The 20,685-nt window shown below is 54.3% G+C and carries 23 protein-coding genes and 1 pseudogene; 13 read left to right on the top strand and 11 right to left on the bottom strand.

Features of this window, described 5'->3' with window-relative positions:
• Positions 1 to 22: 22 nt before the first annotated feature.
• The 3 genes from pdxH to anmK all read right to left on the bottom strand — a co-directional run bounded on the left by pdxH (position 23) and on the right by anmK (position 2,275).
• A complete protein-coding gene (gene pdxH / locus NL510_RS10580) occupies positions 23 to 679 on the bottom strand; it encodes a pyridoxamine 5'-phosphate oxidase (RefSeq protein ID WP_253384855.1) in 657 nt (218 codons plus the stop codon).
• Positions 680 to 736: 57 nt separating this feature from the next.
• Complete coding sequence (gene mliC / locus NL510_RS10575) at positions 737 to 1,063, bottom strand: C-type lysozyme inhibitor (RefSeq protein ID WP_253384370.1); 327 nt, start codon at positions 1,061 to 1,063, stop codon at positions 737 to 739.
• A gap of 87 nt (positions 1,064 to 1,150) precedes the next feature.
• On the bottom strand, positions 1,151 to 2,275 hold the full coding sequence (anmK, locus tag NL510_RS10570) for an anhydro-N-acetylmuramic acid kinase (protein WP_253384368.1): 1,125 nt from the start codon (positions 2,273 to 2,275) through the stop codon (positions 1,151 to 1,153).
• Between the two features lie 253 nt (positions 2,276 to 2,528).
• On the opposite strand from anmK, the gene slyB reads away from it, so the two are divergent.
• The gene (slyB, locus tag NL510_RS10565; protein ID WP_253384366.1) at positions 2,529 to 2,996 is read left to right on the top strand and encodes an outer membrane lipoprotein SlyB; all 468 of its coding nucleotides are present in this window, start codon (positions 2,529 to 2,531) and stop codon (positions 2,994 to 2,996) included.
• A gap of 138 nt (positions 2,997 to 3,134) precedes the next feature.
• On the opposite strand, the gene slyA is transcribed toward slyB, so the two are convergent.
• A complete protein-coding gene (gene slyA / locus NL510_RS10560; RefSeq protein ID WP_253384364.1) occupies positions 3,135 to 3,575 on the bottom strand; it encodes a transcriptional regulator SlyA in 441 nt (146 codons plus the stop codon).
• A gap of 174 nt (positions 3,576 to 3,749) precedes the next feature.
• Between slyA and NL510_RS10555 the strand changes: the two genes are divergently transcribed.
• Genes NL510_RS10555 through NL510_RS10545 form a run of 3 tightly spaced genes read left to right on the top strand, consistent with a single transcriptional unit; the run spans position 3,750 to position 6,882 of the window.
• Positions 3,750 to 3,986, top strand: a complete 237-nt coding sequence (locus NL510_RS10555; RefSeq protein WP_253384362.1) for a DUF1656 domain-containing protein — start codon at positions 3,750 to 3,752, stop codon at positions 3,984 to 3,986.
• Between the two features lie 2 nt (positions 3,987 to 3,988).
• Positions 3,989 to 4,849 carry an efflux RND transporter periplasmic adaptor subunit gene (locus tag NL510_RS10550; protein ID WP_253384360.1) on the top strand — a complete coding sequence of 287 codons (861 nt, stop codon included), beginning with the start codon at positions 3,989 to 3,991 and terminating at the stop codon, positions 4,847 to 4,849.
• Positions 4,849 to 6,882, top strand: a complete 2,034-nt coding sequence (locus NL510_RS10545) for an FUSC family protein (RefSeq protein WP_253384358.1) — start codon at positions 4,849 to 4,851, stop codon at positions 6,880 to 6,882. Before NL510_RS10550 ends, NL510_RS10545 begins: the two co-directional genes overlap by 1 nt.
• Here the strand turns inward: NL510_RS10545 and sodC are convergent.
• The 3 genes from sodC to NL510_RS10530 form a co-directional block, all read right to left on the bottom strand.
• On the bottom strand, positions 6,861 to 7,379 hold the full coding sequence (gene sodC / locus NL510_RS10540; protein ID WP_253384356.1) for a superoxide dismutase [Cu-Zn] SodC: 519 nt from the start codon (positions 7,377 to 7,379) through the stop codon (positions 6,861 to 6,863). The genes NL510_RS10545 and sodC overlap by 22 nt on opposite strands.
• An 80-nt stretch (positions 7,380 to 7,459) precedes the next feature.
• Positions 7,460 to 8,356, bottom strand: a complete 897-nt coding sequence (locus NL510_RS10535; protein ID WP_253384353.1) for an aldo/keto reductase — start codon at positions 8,354 to 8,356, stop codon at positions 7,460 to 7,462.
• A gap of 48 nt (positions 8,357 to 8,404) precedes the next feature.
• Positions 8,405 to 8,644 carry a DUF1289 domain-containing protein gene (locus NL510_RS10530; protein WP_253384351.1) on the bottom strand — a complete coding sequence of 80 codons (240 nt, stop codon included), beginning with the start codon at positions 8,642 to 8,644 and terminating at the stop codon, positions 8,405 to 8,407.
• Between the two features lie 315 nt (positions 8,645 to 8,959).
• Between NL510_RS10530 and NL510_RS10525 the strand changes: the two genes are divergently transcribed.
• From NL510_RS10525 to rnt, 4 genes are all read left to right on the top strand, one after another.
• The gene (locus NL510_RS10525) at positions 8,960 to 9,559 is read left to right on the top strand and encodes a TetR/AcrR family transcriptional regulator (RefSeq protein ID WP_253384349.1); all 600 of its coding nucleotides are present in this window, start codon (positions 8,960 to 8,962) and stop codon (positions 9,557 to 9,559) included.
• Positions 9,560 to 9,612: 53 nt separating this feature from the next.
• Entirely contained in the window at positions 9,613 to 10,710 is a 1,098-nt protein-coding gene (locus NL510_RS10520; RefSeq protein WP_253384347.1) for an alkene reductase, read from the top strand.
• Positions 10,711 to 10,810: 100 nt separating this feature from the next.
• Positions 10,811 to 11,218, top strand: a complete 408-nt coding sequence (gene gloA / locus NL510_RS10515) for a lactoylglutathione lyase (protein WP_253384345.1) — start codon at positions 10,811 to 10,813, stop codon at positions 11,216 to 11,218.
• A 95-nt stretch (positions 11,219 to 11,313) separates the two neighbouring features.
• Entirely contained in the window at positions 11,314 to 11,982 is a 669-nt protein-coding gene (gene rnt / locus NL510_RS10510) for a ribonuclease T (protein WP_253384343.1), read from the top strand.
• A gap of 60 nt (positions 11,983 to 12,042) precedes the next feature.
• Here rnt and grxD read toward each other — a convergent pair whose 3' ends face one another.
• Positions 12,043 to 12,390, bottom strand: coding sequence for a monothiol glutaredoxin 4 (grxD, locus tag NL510_RS10505; protein ID WP_253384340.1), 348 nt, complete (start codon positions 12,388 to 12,390; stop codon positions 12,043 to 12,045).
• Positions 12,391 to 12,652: 262 nt separating this feature from the next.
• On the opposite strand from grxD, the pseudogene NL510_RS10500 reads away from it, so the two are divergent.
• Both NL510_RS10500 and sodB read left to right on the top strand, forming a co-directional pair.
• Positions 12,653 to 13,428 (top strand): annotated as a pseudogene (locus NL510_RS10500) (C40 family peptidase).
• A 199-nt stretch (positions 13,429 to 13,627) separates the two neighbouring features.
• Positions 13,628 to 14,209, top strand: coding sequence for a superoxide dismutase [Fe] (gene sodB / locus NL510_RS10495; protein ID WP_253384338.1), 582 nt, complete (start codon positions 13,628 to 13,630; stop codon positions 14,207 to 14,209).
• 39 nt (positions 14,210 to 14,248) lie between these two features.
• Here sodB and NL510_RS10490 read toward each other — a convergent pair whose 3' ends face one another.
• Both NL510_RS10490 and cydH read right to left on the bottom strand, forming a co-directional pair.
• Positions 14,249 to 15,415, bottom strand: a complete 1,167-nt coding sequence (locus NL510_RS10490; RefSeq protein ID WP_253384336.1) for an MFS transporter — start codon at positions 15,413 to 15,415, stop codon at positions 14,249 to 14,251.
• Between the two features lie 163 nt (positions 15,416 to 15,578).
• A complete protein-coding gene (gene cydH, locus NL510_RS10485; protein ID WP_253384334.1) occupies positions 15,579 to 15,668 on the bottom strand; it encodes a cytochrome bd-I oxidase subunit CydH in 90 nt (29 codons plus the stop codon).
• A gap of 298 nt (positions 15,669 to 15,966) precedes the next feature.
• On the opposite strand from cydH, the gene purR reads away from it, so the two are divergent.
• Positions 15,967 to 16,992: an HTH-type transcriptional repressor PurR gene (purR, locus tag NL510_RS10480; protein WP_253384332.1), complete on the top strand. Its 1,026-nt coding sequence runs from the start codon at positions 15,967 to 15,969 to the stop codon at positions 16,990 to 16,992.
• 16 nt (positions 16,993 to 17,008) lie between these two features.
• On the opposite strand, the gene punR is transcribed toward purR, so the two are convergent.
• A complete protein-coding gene (gene punR / locus NL510_RS10475; protein ID WP_253384330.1) occupies positions 17,009 to 17,920 on the bottom strand; it encodes a DNA-binding transcriptional activator PunR in 912 nt (303 codons plus the stop codon).
• A 115-nt stretch (positions 17,921 to 18,035) separates the two neighbouring features.
• Between punR and punC the strand changes: the two genes are divergently transcribed.
• Both punC and cfa read left to right on the top strand, forming a co-directional pair.
• Positions 18,036 to 19,235: a purine nucleoside transporter PunC gene (gene punC / locus NL510_RS10470; RefSeq protein WP_253384328.1), complete on the top strand. Its 1,200-nt coding sequence runs from the start codon at positions 18,036 to 18,038 to the stop codon at positions 19,233 to 19,235.
• Between the two features lie 299 nt (positions 19,236 to 19,534).
• Complete coding sequence (gene cfa / locus NL510_RS10465) at positions 19,535 to 20,683, top strand: cyclopropane fatty acyl phospholipid synthase (RefSeq protein WP_253384326.1); 1,149 nt, start codon at positions 19,535 to 19,537, stop codon at positions 20,681 to 20,683.
• The last annotated feature ends 2 nt before the right edge of the window (positions 20,684 to 20,685 follow it).

The raw sequence follows: 20,685 nt of genomic DNA, 5'->3' as shown, positions 1-20,685 counted from the left end.
CTTAAAACAACAAATTCGGGGATTAAGGCGCCAGTCTGTCGATTTTCCAGCCGTCATTTACACGTTGGTACAAAAAGCGGTCGTGCAGGCGATGTTCCCCCCCCTGCCAGAACTCCATCTGCTCAATCGGGATGCGAAACCCGCCCCAGAAACTGGGCAGGGGGACTTCACCCTGCTGGAACTTCTGTTTTAACTCGAGGAATTTGCTTTCCAGTATGCCACGTGCGGAAATACGGCTGGATTGTTTAGAGACCCAGGCGCCGATCTGGCTGTCACGCGGACGGCTGTGGAAGTATTTCACTACTTCAAGCGTAGAAAGCCGTTGTGCAAGGCCTGTGACCATGACCTGACGCTCCAGCATGTGCCACGGGAACAGCAGGCTAATACGCGGGTTATTTTCTAAGTGGTGCGCTTTGCGGCTGCCCAGGTTGGTATAAAAGACCAGCCCTTTTTCGTCGTAATGCTTAAGCAACACGATACGTTGATAGGGCTGACCGTTTTCGTCAACCGTCGCGACAACCATTGCCGTCGGGTCGGCCAGTTTGGCCTCACAGGCCTGTTTCAGCCAGTGTTCAAAGAGCACCAGTGGGTCGGCAGGCAGGTCCGGGCGACGCAGGCCGCCTTTGGTGTATTCGCGGCGCAGATGCGCAATTTGCTGCAGTTCGTCGTTGTCTGACATGGCATTAGCTGAGATTGACATTGGGTGGCACTATTGTGCGCTCCCCCCGTAAAAATCTCAACGCTTCGGGTTTTCGAGCTGGCAATTGTTGAGCACGATACGATCGCGTTTGTAAACCGTCGCGCTGTCTCCTTTTGACCAGAAAACATAAATCCCGTCCGTGTAGCGCGCGCCAGAGGCGGAGATCCCTTGCTTAAGCGTGAGCAGCGTGTTGTCGTAGACAAAGCTGGCTTCCTGACGCGGATTGTTTAACTTCACCGTCAGGGGTTTTTCATCACAGCGATACTCAAGCGTATCGGTCTGCATGCGCTCAACGAATTGGTTATAGGCGCTGCACCCGGACAACAATAACGGCACAGCAATAAGAAGTTTTTTCATGGTCATATTCCGAAGACTATCCTGGTCCTGAAGGGCAGCGTTGCCCTCCCAATTGGCACCATTCTAGCGACTATAGATAGCGCTGAATTTCAGTTAACTCTGATTATGTCGCGGGTTCGCCGGGAAAATCGCCCCCAGCACGCTCGCTTCCCGCACGCCGGTTACCGAGGGCATATTTCCCGGTAACCCGGCCACGGTTCGCCAGGCAAGCCAGGCAAACGCCAGCGCTTCCATATCATCGCCGCTTATCCCGGCCTCATCGGTGGTTGAGACTTCAGTTCCCGCCAGTAATCCCGCCAGACGCGCCATCACCAGCGGGTTGCGGCTTCCGCCACCGCAGACCAGCAGGCGGTCGCATCCTCCGCTCAGGAGAACCTGTTCGGCTATTGATACCGCGGTAAACTCGGCGAGCGTCGTCTGGACATCGTGCGGCGCGAGCGCAGGATAGCGGGCTAAATGACGTTCAAGCCAGCCATAATTGAAATATTCACGACCCGTACTTTTGGGCGCCGGTAACGCAAAATACGGGTCGCTGAGCATTGATTGCAGTAGCGGGATGATAACCTTGCCTTCGCTGGCCCACCGGGCATTTTTATCGTAAGGTTTTCTACACCGGCGCCAGATCCAGGCATCCATCAGCATATTGCCCGGGCCGGTATCATAGCCACGAACAGGCTGGCCCGGGATCAGCATCGACAGATTAGCAATTCCGCCAATGTTAAGCACCATTCGACGCTCTGTCGGGTGTGCCAGCAGTGCCTGGTGGAAAGCCGGCACGAGCGGTGCGCCCTGGCCGCCAAGGGCGATATCACGACGACGGAAATCCCCCACTACCGTGACGCCAGTTCTGGCTACAATTTGGTTGTTATCGCCAATTTGCAAGGTGTGGGGGGCATCGCCGGTAGGCTCATGCCAGACGGTCTGGCCATGACAGCCAATGGCCACCACATCCAGCGGCTGAAGATTTTGCTGGCGCATCAGGGCCAGCACCGCATCAGCAAACAGCGCCCCCAGGCGTACATCAAGTTGCCCAAGCTGTGAAAGCGTCAACGGTTGTCCCTGGCAGATGCTTAGAATTTCCTCTTTCAGCGAGACAGGAATAGGCCATATCAGGCTCGCCTGCTGTGCCACCATGGTGTTATCAATGGCGGCAAGAACTACATCTACCCCATCCAGACTGGTGCCAGACATTACGCCAATGTAGCGACCCGATTTCATGCGCTTTCCTTACGTTGCGTGGGCTAAGGCTAACCACTCAACCATAAACGGCGCAGCTTGGCTATGCGGAGATAATATTTTTTAACAATGTCATAGACGTAACGCGACGGGCTCCGTTTATCTCTCGTTAAGTCAAATTCGAGTACAATTTTCCCATTGTTAATGCAAAGATATGAATTGTAGTCTTTAATGCCTTATAATTTAGCCATTACGGATGCTCAAACTGAGCGTATTTGGTGAACAGGAGATTCAAATGATGTTACGTGTACTGGGCGTTTCCCTGATTGGTTTAACACTGGCTGGTTGTGTGAATGACAGTTCACTTTCTGGCGACGTTTATCGCGCTTCTGAGGCTAAACAAGTTCAGAACGTCACTTACGGTACCGTTGTTAATGCTCGTCCTGTTCAGATCCAGGGTGGTGATGAAAACAACGTTGTTGGCGCTCTCGGTGGCGCCGTGCTGGGCGGTTTCCTGGGTAACACCGTAGGCGGTGGTACAGGCCGTTCACTGGCAACGGCGGCGGGTGCTGTTGCGGGTGGGGTTGCAGGCCAGGGCGTTCAGGGGGCAATGAACAAGTCCCAGGGTGTAGAGCTTGAAATTCGTAAAGACGACGGCAGCACCATTATGGTGGTACAGAAGCAAGGCAATACCCGCTTCTCCGCCGGGCAGCGTGTTGTTCTGGCAAGCAACGGCCGACAGGTTACGGTTTCCCCGCGCTAATCACATTGCGGATGTGGCTGACAGGCCGCATCCGCATTTACGCATAAACAATTCACTTCACTCACTCTTTTTTTACTGATTTTTCATCTGCTTATTGCCTGTTAAAAGGCCCTGCATCAGCAAGGCACTTGTTTCTCGTTAGTCACGTGACTGCAGCTCATGGATGTTTTGCTCAAGGCGACCGATGAGACTGATGAGCATTTCAAGCTCCGCAGGTGAAACCCCTGTCAGGATTTCACTTCGCGTTTTGCTGATAACAGCCTCCATCTCGGTAATGATAGGCGCTGCTTTGTCAGTGAGTTTAATCCGCTTAGCACGACGATCGCTGGCGCAGGTTTGCCGGGAGATCAGCCCCTTCTCCTCCAGTTGGTCAAGCGTGCGCACCAGTGATGGCTGCTCAATGCCAATCGCTTTGGCCAGTTGAATTTGTGACTGCTCAGGCGGAAGCTGATGGATATTATGCAGCGTAACCCAATGCGTCTGTGTCAACTCCAGAGGTTTCAGGCGATGGTCAATCAGGGCACGCCAGACGCGTACTAACCTTGCCAGATCAGAACCTAATGGCGATTCCAATTTCATCTCCTTATAATTAGCTTGCTAAGTGATTATACTGATTTTAGAATAGTGTGCAGCATTTATATTGCCAAAACAAATGCAATACTGCATTCAACACACACAGAAGTATGATTTACACTGAATACCATACCGGACCGGCCATCGTGGCAATGTGTCCACTGCAAAGGATCTTTGCTCGTGACGTTCTTTCATCGCTGTGCAGGGTTACCCCTCCAGGACCTTATCTTCGGTGCATCACTCTATTTTCCACCCCTGTTTAAAGCCGTCCTGCTGGGCTTTCCGATCTGGCTTGTGGCGCACAGACTCCTGCGCGACTGGATGTACTCCGGTGAGATCTGGCACCCCATGCTCATGGATCTCTCCCTGTTTGCCCTCTGCGTGAGCCTGGGCCTCGCTGTATTGATTGTGTGGTAAATATGTCTCTGAAAACGCTGAAATACTTCTCCACCTTGTTCGTCCTGGCGCTGGCGCTGATTGCCGGATGGTGGCTGTGGAATTTTTATATGCAATCCCCCTGGACACGCGACGGTAAAATTCGCGCTGAGCAGGTGAGTATCACGCCACAGGTTTCCGGCAGTATTACCGCGCTTCTTGTTAAGGATAACCAGTTGGTCAAAAAAGGAGAGGTTTTATTGCGCATCGATGAAACGCCGTACCGCATCGCCATTCTTAACGCCCAGGCGCAACTGGCTAAAGCCCGCTCTGATTTAGCGAAAGCGAACAATGAAGCGAACCGCCGCCGACACCTGTCGCAAAACTACATTTCCGCCGAAGATCTGGATACCGCCAATATTACCGTTAAAGCGATGCAGGCCAGCGTTGATGTGGCTGAGGCTTCCCTTAAACAGGCTCAGTGGGAGCGGGAGCAAACCGTGGTCAAGGCACCGGTAGACGGATGGGTGACCAATCTGTCTGCCCGCGTCGGCAATTATGCCACTACCGGCCAGCCCATCTTTGCCCTTATCGACAGCCACTCTTTCTACGTGGTGGGCTATTTTGAAGAGACCAAACTACGCCATATCCATGAAGGCGCGCCAGCAACCATCACCCTTTACAGCGGCTCACAAACGTTACAAGGTCACGTTTCCAGTATCGGACGTGCGATTTACGACCAAAGCGTGGAGACCGATTCGGGGCTGGTGCCGGACATCAAACCTAACGTTCCCTGGGTACGACTGGCGCAGCGTGTACCGGTTCGCGTAGAATTTGACCGTGTACCGCAGGATATTACGCTGGTCTCAGGCACGACCTGTACCGTCTCCCTCGGAACACGCTAATGAACCTGCGGGCGTTCTCCTGGCGAAATACCCCGTGGATCAAAGCGACACGGCCCCAGTGGCGCTACGCGCTGCGAAATGGCATCGCAATGTGTCTTGCGCTCACGGTAGCCTATTGTCTCAATCTGGATGAACCCTACTGGGCGATGACCTCTGCGGCGGTGGTGAGTTTCCCGACCGTCGGCGGTGTGATCAGTAAAAGCCTGGGGCGCGTAGCCGGAAGTCTGTTGGGCGCCACGGCCGCGCTGATCCTGGCCGGCCACACCCTCAACGATCCGTGGCTCTTTTTACTGAGCATGGCGGCATGGCTTGGTTTTTGTACCTGGGCTTGCGCGCATTTCAGCCATAACGTCGCCTACGCGTTTCAACTGGCAGGCTATACCGCCGCCATTATTGCCTTCCCGGTGATCAACGTTCTCGACACTACGGAGCTGTGGGATATCGCCCAGGCCCGCGTCTGCGAGGTGATTGTCGGTATCCTGTGCGGCGGGTTCATGATGATGATCCTGCCCAGCACTTCCGACGGTACGGCGCTTATCTCCGCTCTGAAGAACATGCATACCCGTTTACTTGAGCATGCCAGCTTGCTGTGGCAGCCTGATTCCAACGATGCCATCCGCCTTGCACACGAGAAGGTCATTGCTCAGATCCTGACCATGAACCTGCTGCGCATTCAGGCCTTCTGGAGCCACTATCGTTTTCGTCGTCAGAACACCCTGCTTAACTATTTACTGCACCAGCAGTTACGAATGACCAGCGCGATCTCCGGCCTGCGTCGGATGCTGCTTAACTGGCCGACGCCGCCACAAAATACGCGCGCCATTATCGAAGCGCTGCTCGCCGCCCTTGCCCGCCGGGATGCTGACATCTATACCGTGGCGCGAATTATTGCCCCGCTGGCCCCTAAAGATGAGTATGACTACCGCCACCGCGCCTTCTGGCAGCGTTTAAATGATTTTTGCCGGTTATATTTGCGCAGCAGTCGCTGGATTAACGCCGTCGAAAATGCCACGCCGATAACCGAGTTTGCCGTGCCCGGCAGTCCGGCGCTGGCGCGGCACACCGACGCCATGGAGGCGTTGTGGAGCGGTTTTCGCACCTTCTGCGCACTTATGTTGGTTGGCGCGTGGACCATAATGACGCAGTGGGATTCCGGCTCGGCCGCATTGACGCTTGCCGCCATCAGTTGTGTGCTCTATTCCGTGGTCGCCTCACCGTTTAACTCGCTCACGCTATTACTGCGCACCCTGGTGCTATTATCACTGTTTAGCTTTGTGGTGAAATTTGGCCTGATGGTACAGATAAGCGACCTCTGGCAATTCCTGCTGTTTTTATTCCCGCTGATAACCACTATGCAGTTGCTTAAGCTGCAAATGCCCAGGCTGGCCGGTCTGTGGGGGCAACTGATTGTCTTTATGGGTTCGTTTATCTCGGTAACCAATCCACCGGTTTACGATTACGCCGATTTTCTTAACGATAACCTGGCGAAAATCGTCGGCGTGGGGCTGGCCTGGCTAGCATTTGCGGTACTTCGCCCGGGTTCGGATGCCCGTAAGAGCCGCAGGCATATCCGCGAGCTTCGTCGCGGGTTTGTCGATCAGCTCAGCCGAAGACCGCATCTGCACGAAAGTGAGTACGAGTCGCTGGTGTACCATCATGTCAGCCAGCTCAATAACAGCCAGGATTCGCTTTCCCGTCGCTGGTTGTTACGCTGGGGGGTGGTACTGCTCAATTGTTCGCATGTGGTCTGGCAGCTTCGCGCATGGGAAACGCGTTCCGATCCGCTTTCCCAGGTACGAGACGTGTGCATTTCACTGCTTCGCGATGTGATGAATGAACGTGGCGTACAGCAGCGTCCGCTGGAAGCCACGCTTGCGGAGCTTCAGCGGATTTGCGATACCCTTGCGCGTCACCCTTTACCTGCGTCACACGACTTAGCCTCAATAATATGGCGGCTGCACTGTTCGCTGTCGCAGCTGGAGCAGGCACCGCCACCGGGCTCAATTGGCGATCACATTACCCCGCAGGCGTAACGCGCACCGCCACCGCCGAGCGGTTTAGGCTGATCGGACATATTGTCCCCGCCAACGTGGATCATCAGCGCTTTGCCTTTCACCTCATCCAGTTTTTTCAGACGCGGGGCCACTACCGGGTCAGTGGCTTTTCCGTCATTATTGACCACCAGCACCGGCAGGTCACCCAGGTGCCCCACGCCGTCCGGGCCTTCATGCTTGCCGGTGTGCTGCGGATCAAGGTGTCCACCCGCCGCTTCGGCAGCCGTGGCTTTACCGTCTTTAATGGCGGGCTGACAGCTACCTTTAGCATGAACGTGGAAACCATGTTCGCCAGGAGGAAGAGCTTTGAGATCGGGGGCAAATTCCAGTCCTTTGTCGGTCTCGGTAATGTTTACCGTGCCGATAGACTGGCCGACCCCCTGAGAGGTGACGAGATTCATTTCCACTTTATCGCTGGCTGCCTGCGCCCCTGCGCAAACAACCAGCGTAACGAACGCCAGAGCAAAACGCTTCATATGACCTCCACAGGTTAATTTTCCCCCTTCAGTTTATACCAGGGGGAAAGATTTCACCGAAAAGCCCTGTTTAAAGCTGATTAGGGGACGTCGTACCCCAGCGCCGCTTTGCGGATGCGGAACCAATGTTGACGGGTCATCTGCAGCTCTTCCGCCGCCAGCGCAGAGCGCACACGCTCAATTTTGCCGGAGCCGATAATCGGCAGCGGTTTTGAAGGCAGGCGCAGGATCCATGCGTAAACCACCTGTTCGATGGTCCGGGCATTTAGCTCAAGCGCAATAGTTTCCAGTTCATTGCGCAGCGGCTGGAACTGCTCATCATTGAACAGCCGGCCGCCGCCCAGGCAAGACCACGCCATTGGACGAATGCGCAACTGCTGCAGCTGATCGAGCGTACCATCCAGCAGCAGCGGCTGATGAACGGGAGAAATTTCCACCTGGTTGGTTGCAAGCGTAAACGGCAGACGAGACTGAAGCAGCGCAAACTGCGCGGGGGTAAAATTAGATACGCCGAAATGACGCACCTTCCCGCTTTGATGCAGATTGAGGAACGCTTCTGCCACCTCATCAGCCTCCATCAACGGATCGGGACGGTGAATTAACAACAGATCGATATAATCCGTTGCCAGATGGGTCAGGGACTGTTCTGCGCTGTTGATGATATGCCGGCTATCGGTGATGTAGTGCCCCAGCGTATGCTCAGGCCTGGCGGTGGTGGCGATACCGCATTTCGTGACAATCTCCATGCGCTGACGCAGCGCCGGAGCCTGCCTGAGCGCCTCACCGAAGGCGGCTTCACACTGGTAGCCACCGTAAATATCAGCATGATCGACGGTGGTGACCCCTAACTCGAGATGCTCGTCGATAAAGCTCGCCAGTTGAAGGGAAGACATATTCCAGTCCATAAGCCGCCAGTAGCCCATCACAAAGCGGGAGAATTCCGGGCCCTGGGGGGCAAGGGTAATACGCTGAACCATGACAATTTCCTCAAGGAAGTGATGCCATGAGTATACGCATTTACCGTACTAAAACAGTGAAGACTGCTGAGGTTCTTCGGTATCACCGGGCTTGTTCGCGCGTATTTTACGCAAAAAGCGCTGTCGACAGAGACGAAGCACGTCCTGCTTTTGCGTGTCGCTCAAGCTTTGCCAGTTAAAGCGCTCATCGCGGGTACGCATACACCCGCGGCAATACCCGCGCTCGTCCATCTGACAAATCCCCCGGCACGGGCTCTGGATGGGGAAAAATTCCAGTTGCTCTGCCACGCTCACCTCCCAAAAGCAACAAACAATTACAGTGAAGACGTTAAATGCCTTGCGTGCAAGGGCTTTACCACAGAGATGCGCATTCCCACCGGAAAAGGGGGGTATGCCCTGCTGGTGCGAGCGATCGCGATATTTGTCCGCCCAACGCCAAAAAACCGTACCGATCATGAATACCGCGCTTACTTATTTGTTCACTACCGTACTGGGGAAAATGGGCGTTAAATCAACAGCTTATAAACAACAACTGGATATACTTAACCTGTACCGACGCGCCACGCCCTTGCAATAGACCGAACGGTCTATTACAGTGTTGCCATGAGCAGAAATACTGAACACGATACACGCGAACATCTACTGGCGACCGGCGAGCGTCTTTGCATGCATCGTGGGTTCACCGGTATGGGGTTGAGCGAGTTACTCAAAACCGCTGAGGTACCGAAAGGATCGTTTTATCATTACTTCCGGTCCAAAGAAGCCTTTGGCGTGGCGATGCTGGAGCGGCACTATGCCAGCTATCACCAGCGTCTGGCGACCCATTTTGCCTGCGGCGCAGGTAATTACCGGGATCGTGTTCTGAACTACTATCAGGAGACGCTGACCCAGTTCTGTCAGCAGGGCGTCATCAGCGGTTGCCTGACGGTTAAGCTCTCGGCCGAAGTGTGCGATCTCTCCGAAGATATGCGCACTGCAATGGATAAAGGCGCCAGCGGGGTTATCGTCCTGCTCGCCCAGGCGCTGGAGAAGGGTCGTGATGAAAAAACGCTGACCTTCCCCGGCGAGCCATTAACCCAGGCTCAGGTATTATATGCTCTCTGGCTGGGGGCTAACCTGCAGGCCAAAATTTCTCGCAGCGCAGTGCCGCTAGAAAGCGCACTGACGCATGTGACAAGCACGCTTTCTGCGCCTGCCGTTTAACAGGCGTTTTTATTTAGTTAATCACTAGTCGACTGGTCTACTCAGGAGTCTCTATGTCCGCTGAAAAATTATTTACCCCACTAAAAGTCGGTGCCGTTACCGCGCCAAACCGCGTGTTTATGGCCCCGCTCACCCGTCTGCGCAGCATTGAGCCGGGCGACATCCCTACCCCGCTGATGGGTGAATATTACCGCCAGCGCGCCAGCTCTGGCCTGATCATCTCTGAAGCAACGCAGATTTCCGCCCAGGCGAAAGGCTATGCCGGCGCACCGGGTCTGCACAGCCCTGAGCAAATTGCCGCGTGGCAGAAAATCACCGCTGGCGTTCACGCTGAAGATGGCCGCATTGCGGTACAGCTCTGGCATACCGGCCGTATCTCTCACACCAGCGTCCAGCCAGGCGGTCAGGCGCCAGTTTCCGCCTCGGCCCTCAGCGCTAATACCCGTACCTCTCTGCGCGATGAAAACGGTCAATCAATCCGCGTCGATACCTCGATGCCGCGTGCGCTGGAGCTGGACGAGATCCCGGGCATCGTGAATGATTTCCGTCAGGCGGTGGCGAATGCGCGTGAAGCCGGGTTCGACCTGGTTGAACTGCACTCGGCTCACGGCTATCTGCTGCACCAGTTCCTGTCACCGTCGTCTAACCATCGTACCGACCAGTATGGCGGCAGCGTAGAAAACCGCGCCCGCCTGGTGCTGGAAGTGGTTGATGCCGTCTGCCAGGAGTGGGGCCCGGAGCGGATAGGTATCCGCGTCTCCCCCATCGGTTCTTTCCAGAATGTCGACAACGGACCGAACGAAGAGGCCGATGCCCTGTATCTGATTGACGAACTGGCGAAACGCGGCATTGCTTACCTGCATATGTCCGAGCCGGACTGGGCCGGTGGCCAGCCTTACACTGAGTCCTTCCGTCAGAAAGTGCGTGAGCGCTTTAACGGGGTGATCATTGGCGCGGGTGCTTACACCCCTGAGAAGGCTGAAGATCTGATCAACAAAGGCCTGATCGACGCCGTCGCCTTTGGCCGTGACTACATTGCCAACCCGGATCTGGTGGCTCGTCTGCAGAAGAAAGCAGAGCTGAACCCACAGCGCCCTGAGAGCTTCTACGGCGGTGGCGCAGAAGGCTATACCGACTACCCTTCGCTCTAATTCCGCCTCTGAGCATTGATAGCGGCGATACATCGCCGCTATACTAAAACATCGTTTCTGTTAAAAAAGATAATCCATTCCAAAGGTTAATGAGGAAATTATGCGCCTACTTCACACCATGCTGCGCGTTGGCGACCTGCAACGTTCTATCGATTTCTACACGAACGTACTGGGCATGACGCTGCTGCGCACCAGCGAAAACCCGGAATACAAATATTCACTGGCGTTTGTCGGCTACGGCCCGGAAGCGGATGAAGCGGTAATTGAGCTGACCTGGAACTGGGGCGTCGACGCCTACGAGCTGGGCACGGCATATGGTCATATCGCGCTGGAAGTGGATAACGCTGCCGACGCCTGTGAACGCATTCGCAGCAACGGCGGGAATGTTACCCGTGAAGCGGGCCCGGTCAAAGGCGGCACCACGGTGATTGCCTTTGTAGAAGATCCCGATGGTTACAAAATAGAGCTGATTGAGGCCAAAGACGCGGGTCGCGGTCTCGGCAATTGATCTCTCAGGGCGCAACATGCGCCCGTAGTTTTACTGCATCCCCTCTTAAAATTTGCCATAATGCGCACTGCTTTTTTCCCTTGTAAGAGACCCTGATGTCCGATAACGCTCATTTTACCGGTCTGTGCGACCGTTTTCGTGGTTTTTATCCTGTTGTGATCGATGTCGAAACAGCCGGATTTAACGCTAAAACCGATGCGCTGCTTGAAATTGCCGCCATCACGCTGAAGATGGATGAACAGGGCTGGCTTACACCGGACACCACGCTGCATTTCCACGTTGAACCATTCAAAGGTGCAAATCTGCAGCCAGAAGCGCTGGCCTTTAACGGTATCGACCCTACAAACCCGCTGCGCGGCGCGGTGAGTGAATATGATGCGCTTCACGCCATCTTTAAAATGGTGCGCAAAGGCATGAAAGAGAATGACTGCAGCCGCGCCATCATGGTGGCTCACAATGCCACCTTCGATCACAGCTTTACGATGGCCGCGGCGGAACGTGCGTCGCTTAAACGTAATCCCTTCCACCCTTTCGTCACCTTCGACACCGCGGCACTGAGCGGCCTGGCACTGGGACAAACGGTACTATCAAAAGCCTGCATCACGGCGGGAATTGCGTTTGACGGCACTCAGGCGCATTCAGCGTTATATGACACTGAGCGCACGGCGGAACTGTTCTGCGAAATCGTCAACCGCTGGAAACGTCTGGGCGGCTGGCCATTACCGATGGGCGATGAAGCTAACACTGAATCGCAGGCCGGTTAAGCCCGCGCCTCGCATAAAAAAAGCGACTTCACGGAGTCGCTTTTTTGTATCCGCAAAAAATTATTCTGCGTCAGGCTCTTGCGTTTTGTACTTCGCAGCGGTTTCTTTGATCAACTGCTGCAGTTCACCACGCTGATACATTTCGATCAGGATGTCGCAACCGCCGACCAGCTCGCCATCGATCCACAGCTGTGGGAAAGTCGGCCAGTTAGCGTATTTTGGCAGTTCAGCACGAATGTCCGGGTTTTGCAGGATATCAACGTAAGCAAAACGCTCGCCACAGGCAGACAGCGCCTGAACGGCTTGCGCGGAAAAACCGCAGCTTGGCAGCTTCGGAGAACCTTTCATATACAGGAGGATCGGGTTTTCAGCGATCTGGCGCTGGATTTTTTCAATAGTGGTGCTCATGTTTGCTTCCTTTGACTACTGTTACGGCATGAGTCTGACATTGTAGCGGTTCAGACCGCCCGCGGAAAATAACATTTTTGTCACGTCCCTCTATTTTAATGATTGTGGTTAAATGATGCATTTTTTTGCACCTGGTAACGAAACAGGAATTAAGATTGAAAATTGCTATTAACTTCCAGGGTTTTTATAGATTAGAATCGACGGGTTTTGTAAATCATGCGCGGGTATTATTAATAGCCCGCATTAACCAGGGGACTGCCCAGTGGCGCGGATAACTAAAATCTCGATCACGCTCTGTGCTTTACTTTTTACATCATTGGCTTTGACGCCGGCGGCACATGCCTCTGAACAGGCGCGGCACTCTGCAGTACAAAAAACGCATCTGGTAAAAAACGCTGAGCGTAAGAAAAAACCCACCCGTAAGACCGCAAAGAAGAAAACCACCCTACAGAGCAAAAAGATCGCCTCCAGCAAGTCGAAAACAAAATCCCTGCGCACGGCCCACGCCAGCAAAAGTAAAACGACGAAAACCGCTGCGAATCTTATGACACAAACATGCACTCCACGTAAAGGCCACAAGGCGAAATGCACCAAAGCCTTGAAACTAGCGGAAGTGCATAAAGTGCGGATGCAAAAAGCGCAAAAAAACGGCGATGAACAAATTAATGGGGCAGATTGGCAAGCCGTATCACTGGGGGGGGCACCTCTCCGCGTACCGGTTTTGACTGCAGCGGCCTTGTCTATTACGCCTATAAAGATCTGGTCAAGTTCCGTATTCCACGCACCGCCAATGAAATGTATCACCTGCGCGATGCCGCGCCGGTTAACCGCGGTGAACTGGAAAATGGCGATCTGGTCTTCTTTCGCACCCAGGGTCGCGGCACCGCCGATCACGTTGGCGTTTATGTAGGCAACGGGAAATTTATCCAGTCGCCCCGTAGCGGTCAGGATATTCAAATCACCTCGCTCAGCGAAGATTATTGGGTCCGCCACTATGTGGGCGCCCGCCGCGTCATGACGCCAAAAACTATCCGCTAGCTCCTGCCCTGCCACCGTGTGGCAGGGTAAGTTCCTCTTTTGCATACCCTTTCAATTTGCTATCATTTCCCTGTTGCTTATGTGGTTATTGGCAAGGGAGTGGATCCCCGGGAGCGGACATAAGTACGTGACTGGGGTGAACGCGTGCAGCCAACGCACATGCAATTTGAAGTATGACGGGTATATAAGGAGAGAAGCAATGTCGTTCGAATTACCTGCACTACCGTATGCAAAAGACGCCCTGGCGCCACACATTTCAGTGGAAACCCTGGAATACCATTACGACAAACATCATCAGACCTACGTCACCAATCTGAACAACCTGATCAAGGGCACCGATTATGAAGGCAAAACGCTGGAAGAGATCGTGCGCAGTTCTGACGGTGGAATTTTCAATAACGCCGCTCAGGTGTGGAACCACACCTTCTACTGGCACTGCCTTGCACCCAATGCAGGCGGAGAGCCGACCGGTGAACTGGCTGGTGCGATAAACGCCGCGTTTGGTCGCTTCGCTGAGTTCAAAGCGAAGTTTACCGATGCTGCAATCAAAAACTTCGGCTCTGGCTGGACGTGGCTGGTTAAAGAAGCGGACGGCAAACTGGCTATCGTTTCGACCTCAAACGCCGGTACTCCACTGACCAGCAGCGCTACGCCGCTGATGACCGTGGATGTCTGGGAACACGCCTACTACATTGACTACCGCAATACGCGTCCTGTGTATCTGGAGCACTTCTGGGCACTGGTTAACTGGGACTTTGTGGCGAAGAATTTCGCCGCATAAAGGAGGCACGCAGAAGGTTTACCCTTCTGCGTTTTTGACCTATTTTGCAGCGCAGGCGACTTCGGGTTGTTTGCGGCCCGACATCAGCACCAGCAGCAGACCGAGCGCGGCAATCATGGCCCCCATCACCGGGACAAAGCTGTATCCCAGCCCGCCTGAAATCACCGCTCCGCCCGCCGCAGCGCCGAGGGCATTACCCAGGTTGAATGCGCCAATGTTAACCGACGACGAAAGTCCAGGCGCGTCATGCGCCACGCGCATGACGCGCATCTGCAGCGGCGGCACCACGGCAAACGTAGCTGCGCCCCAGACGACCATTGCCAGCGCCGCGCCAAATTCGTTGCGCGCCAGCCACGGGATCGCCACCATGATGACAATCAGCAGGGTTAAAAAGCCTTTCAGCGTCCCGGTCACCGAACGATCGGCCAGCTTCCCGCCCAGATAGTTACCGACAGAGAAACCCACGCCAATCAGCACCAGCATCGCGGTAATAAAGAGCGGCGTTGCATGGGTAATATCGTGCAATACCGGAGAAATATAGGTGTAAAGCGTAAACATCGCCCCCGCCCCAAGCACGGTAGTCAGCAGCGCGGAAAGGACCTGAGGGCGCATCAGTACCGACAGCTCTTTGCGCACATCCGGACGTTGACCGGCACCGCCCTTAGGTAGCGAGAAGAACAGCGCTACCATCGCGACAATACCCAGTCCAGCCGTTGCGAGGAAGGACATACGCCAGCCAATCGCTTCCCCCAGCCAGGTGGCCGCAGGCACGCCGCCAATATTGGCGATAGTCAGCCCCATAAACATGGTGGCTACCGCGCTGGCCTGTTTGTGCTTTGGCACCACGCTTGCCGCAACGACAGACCCAAGACCGAAGAATGCGCCGTGGTTAAGGCTGGTCAAAATACGTGAAAGCATCAAGGTGGTGTAATCTGGCGAAATGGCGGAAAGCACATTGCCCAGGGTGAAAATAGCCATTAAAAAAATCAGCGCATTGCGGCGCGCACGGTGCGAAAGCAGCAGCGTCATTAAGGGCGCGCCCACCATCACGCCTATCGCGTAGGCGCTGATCAACATACCGGCCGCAGGGATAGAAACGTCCACGCCCCGGGCAATAACAGGCAATAATCCCATGGGGGAGAATTCAGTGGTACCAATCCCAAAGGCGCCAATCGCCAGGGCCAGCAGTGGAAAATTGATTTTCATGGGTCAACTCCGGATGCCGTGTCGTCTAGCGACACAGAATTAAGAAGTCAAAAGCATGACATTAATCACAAAAAATGAGAAGTTAACAATGTGGCAAAAGATTTTTGCCGCAGAGGGAACAATCGAGGAGAGCCGGGGGAAGCACGTTCTCCCCCCGTATAAATCAGTTCAGAATGGCCGTTAAAGAGGCAGCCACAATCAAACCCAGAACGATAACGGTGGTCGTTAACGAAAACTTAAGATTGGCGTTCATCAATTTTTTCTCCTTTTATTCACCCTACGAAAAGTGCGCCTGCTCATTTTTACACAGTTTGCATCAAAAATCTTGCTGGATTTAGACGGATATCGACTTTAGCGCTTCCCCTTTTCATCAAGATAGGACAAAATTCCACGCTAAATTTATTAGCGTACCGGCCATTGTCCCCCTCCTGACGTCCTGTGTCGTTTTCCCGGCGTGTCGCAATTCCAGATTGCGTGATAAGGGTGAGAGAAGGCAAACGTTTACCTTCATGTTTTTCAGGAGCTTAGGATATGGTCTGGAGTGACATTTAATGGCAACGATTAAAGACGTAGCGAAACGCGCAAACGTTTCCACTACAACCGTATCACATGTAATTAATAAAACCCGTTTTGTTGCTGAAGAGACGCGCAATGCCGTCTGGGCAGCCATCAAGGAGCTGCACTACTCGCCAAGTGCCGTGGCGCGCAGCCTTAAAGTTAATCATACCAAGTCTATTGGTTTGCTGGCCACCAGCAGTGAAGCGGCCTATTTTGCCGAGATCATCGAAGCAGTAGAGAAAAACTGTTTCCAGAAAGGCTATACCCTGATTCTGGGCAATGCGTGGAACAACATTGAAAAACAGCGCGCCTATCTGTCGATGATGGCGCAAAAACGCGTGGATGGCCTGCTGGTAATGTGTTCCGAGTACCCGGAATCGGTACTTTCCATGCTGGAAGAGTATCGTCATATTCCCATGGTGGTAATGGACTGGGGTGAGGCGCGCGCAGACTTCACTGATTCCGTCATCGATAACGCCTTTGAAGGCGGCTATATGGCGGGACGCTATCTGGTCGAACGGGGCCACCGTGAAATAGGCGTGATCCCCGGTCCGCTGGAGCGTAATACCGGCGCAGGCCGTCTGGCTGGCTTTATGAAGGCTATGGAAGAAGCGCTGATCGCCGTACCGGAAAACTGGATTGTGCAGGGCGACTTTGAGCCGGAATCGGGTTATCGCGCTATGCAGCAAATCGTCTCCCAGCCGCATCGCCCCACCGCCGTGTTCTGCGGCGGCGATATCATGGCAATGGGCGCACTTTGCGCCGCTGATGAGCTGGGTCTGCGCGTACCTCAGGACATTTCCGTTATCGGATATGATAACGTGCGTAATGCGCGTTACTTTACACCTGCGCTCACCACCATTCACCAGCCGAAAGATTCACTGGGCGAAACGGCCTTCAATATGCTGATGGACAGGATCGTCAGCAAGCGTGAAGAGTCGCAATCCATTGAAGTCCACCCGCGCCTGATTGAACGCCGTTCCGTCGCGGACGGTCCGTTCCGCGACTACCGCCGTTAATCCTTTATGGGGCCAGCTACACTGGCTCCCGTAGCCACTCCCGGTTAAGCGTTTCGCTGTCGCCCAGGTAATCCAGCAGCCAGGCCATTGCAGGCGACACGTCAGTTTGTTGCCACGTCAGACAGCAGGCTGCATCCGGAAAGGGATTTTCGAGCGCCAGTTCCACCCACTCTCCTGAGTCGATACGGGGACGCGCAAAATGCACAGGCACCATCGCCACGCACAACCCGGCGCTGAGACAGGTCGCGGAGGTTTCCCAGTCCGGCACCACAACCCGGCGCTGGTTATCAAGCAGCCAGGTGATACGCTTAGGCAATGATCGAGAGGTATCTTCCATCACCAGAGAAGGCCAGCTTCGTAATGTGTCGTCGCTGAGCGGCCCCGTCAGCGCCGCCAGCGGATGATGGCTCGCCACGACGCAAATCCAGCTCAACATCCCCATATCCCGAAAGGCATAACGCCCCCCGACGGGGATCGCCTGGGTTGCGCCTATCGCCATCTCTGCCCTGCCGTCTGCCAGCGCATCCCAGACGCCGTTGAAGACCTCCTGCGACACCCGAAGCTCGACGTCGGAAAAGTGGCGATAGAAATCGACAATCATCTGCCGCGTCCGTTCGGGCTTAACGATGTTATCCACGGCGATAGAAAGGTGGCCTCGCCAGCCGTTGGCGATCTGCTGGCACTGCTCGCGGGTGATCTGCATTTTTTTGATAACAGAACGCCCTTCTTTCAAAAACCACGCCCCGGCAGGCGTTAATTCCACATCACGATGACGGCGTTCAAACAGCGGCACAGCCAGCCAGTCTTCCAGTTGACGCACCGTATAGCTGATTGCCGAAGGGACGCGGTGCAGCTCCTGCGCCGCAGCGCTAAAACTGCCGTTGCGCGCCACAGCATCGACCACTTCAAGCGAATAATCTGACCACATTTTCTGCCTGCAAAATTTTTGAATGCACCGACCAAATATTAGCGTTTCACAAGCCGCTTTGCACTCCATACACTCTGCGCCAACCTACACCTGCCTCCTCAAGGAGAATAAAACAGTGCAACCTCATAAAGGATTTCTGGTCTGGCTCGGCGGATTAAGCGTGCTGGGCTTTTTAGCCACCGATATGTACCTGCCCGCGTTTGCTGCGATGCAGGAAGATTTACAAACGCCTGCCGCCGCCATCAGCGCCAGCCTGAGCCTGTTCCTCGCCGGGTTTGCCATCGCTCAGCTTCTCTGGGGGCCGCTCTCAGATCGTTTCGGCCGTAAGCCAGTATTGTTACTGGGTCTGACCATTTTTGCCGTGGGCTGTCTGGGGATGTTGTGGGTACGCGATGCGACCTGGCTGCTGGTGCTGCGTTTTGTTCAGGCCGTCGGGGTGTGCGCCGCGGCGGTAACCTGGCAGGCGCTGGTGACCGATTATTATCCGGCCTCGCGTACAAACCGCATTTTCGCCACTATTATGCCGCTGGTAGGACTTTCTCCCGCCCTTGCTCCGTTGCTGGGGAGCTGGATCCTTGCGCATTTCGACTGGCAAGCAATCTTCGCCACCCTCTTGGTCATCACCCTGGTGCTGATGTTGCCTGCGTTTACGCTAAAGCCCGCGCTGAAAAAAGAGACGCCTGCGCAAGCGAAGCCGATTACCTTTACCTCTTTACTGCGCACGAAAGCATATCGCGGTAACGTGCTGATTTACGCGGCCTGTTCGGCGAGCTTCTTCGCGTGGCTGACCGGCTCGCCGTTTATTCTTCACAGCATGGGTTATAGCCCGGCGGCTATCGGCCTGAGTTATGTTCCACAAACTATCGCCTTCCTGGTCGGAGGGTATGGCTGTCGTGCGGCGTTGCAGAAATGGGAAGGCCAGCAAATGCTGCCCTGGTTGCTGGTTCTCTACGCGTTTAGCGTGATCGGAACCTGGGCGGTGGGCTTTATTCCAGGTGCGGGGCTGGCTGAAATTTTGATTCCATTCTGCATCATGGCTATCGCGAATGGCGCCATTTACCCTATCGTCGTGGCGCAGGCGTTGCGTCCGTTCCCGCAGGCGACAGGTCGCGCAGCCGCGCTGCAAAATACGTTGCAACTGGGCCTTTGCTTTCTCGCAAGCCTGGTGGTATCAGCGCTGATTTCTACTCCGCTGTTGACCACCACCAGCGTGATGCTGGTGACCGTTGCGCTGGCGGCCCTTGGCTATCGCATGCAGTCTGCGGCGCGACGAGAGAATGATGACAGGCGACGTACACAGACGTCGCACGCATAATTGCGTCAGGCATTATGTTACATTTAAGTCATTAGCTTGCTAACATTTTAATGTTGAATCAACAAATTTTGAGGCCTATACTACATTTGGTTCAATTAAATACTATAAATATTAAGTGTTAACGGGAGCCACGGTGCTCCCGTTTTGCTATAGAAAACATTTCGGCAAGGGTTATCTTCCTTCCTCGGTTCTACGTCGGATAGTAGCCTCACGGTCCATTTCCGTGAGACTTCTCACAAACCATAAAAAGCGTCTACGCTGTTTGAAGGTTCTGATCACAGCAAGGTGATGGAGAAGCTATGAGTTCATCGTGTATAGAAGAAGTCAGCGTTCCGGACGACAACTGGTCCCGGATCGTCAGTGAACTGTTGGGTCGCGCAGGTATTACCATTAACGGATCGTCCCCCTCCGATCCGCAGATCAAACACCCTGATTTTTTTAAACGGGTGTTGCAGGAAGGATCGCTGGGTCTGGGTGAGAGTTATATGGATGGCTGGTGGGATTGCGAGCGGCTGGATATCTTTTTCTCAAGCGTTTTACGCGCCGGACTGGAAAAACAGATCCCGCGAAATTTTAAAGATACCCTGCGTGTCGCCTCCGCACGTTTATTTAATCTGCAAAGTAAAAAACGAGCATGGATCGTGGGCAAAGAGCACTACGATTTGGGTAACGATCTGTTCAGCCGCATGCTTGATCCCTTTATGCAATATTCCTGCGCTTACTGGAAAGAGGCATCAAGCCTTGAAGAGGCCCAGCGCGATAAGCTGCGATTGATTTGCGAAAAACTGCAGTTACGGCCCGGAATGCGCGTGCTGGATATTGGCTGCGGTTGGGGTGGGCTGGCTTATTATATGGCCAGTCACTACGGCGTGAGCGTGGTTGGGGTGACCATTTCAGCCGAACAGCAAAAAATGGCGCAGGAACGTTGTCACGCTCTGGACGTTGATATTCGGCTTCAGGATTATCGTGACCTGAACGAGCAGTTTGACCGTATTGTCTCCGTCGGCATGTTCGAGCACGTGGGGCCGAAAAACTATGACACCTACTTTAACGTCGCGGATCGTAATCTGAAGCCTGATGGTATCTTCTTGCTGCATACCATCGGCTCAAAACAGACTGATAACAACGTTGACCCGTGGATTAATAAATATATCTTCCCGAACGGGTGTTTACCCTCAGTCCGCCAGATTGCCACAGCCAGTGAGCCTCACTTTATCGTCGAAGACTGGCATAATTTCGGCGCAGATTATGATACGACATTGATGGCCTGGCACTCACGTTTCCAGGACGCCTGGCCAGATATTGAGGGCAACTATACTGAACGCTTTAAACGGATGTTCAGCTATTACCTGAACGCCTGCGCGGGTGCGTTCCGTGCACGTGATATTCAGTTATGGCAGGTCGTGTTTAGCCGGGGAATAGAACAGGGTTTGCGCGTTGCCCGCTAGAC

The sequence above is a fragment of the unidentified bacterial endosymbiont genome, from assembly GCF_918797525.1.
Lineage (GTDB): Bacteria > Pseudomonadota > Gammaproteobacteria > Enterobacterales > Enterobacteriaceae > Enterobacter.
Note: the sequence above shows the minus strand (reverse complement) of the source record. Positions and strands in the feature narration are given on the sequence as shown.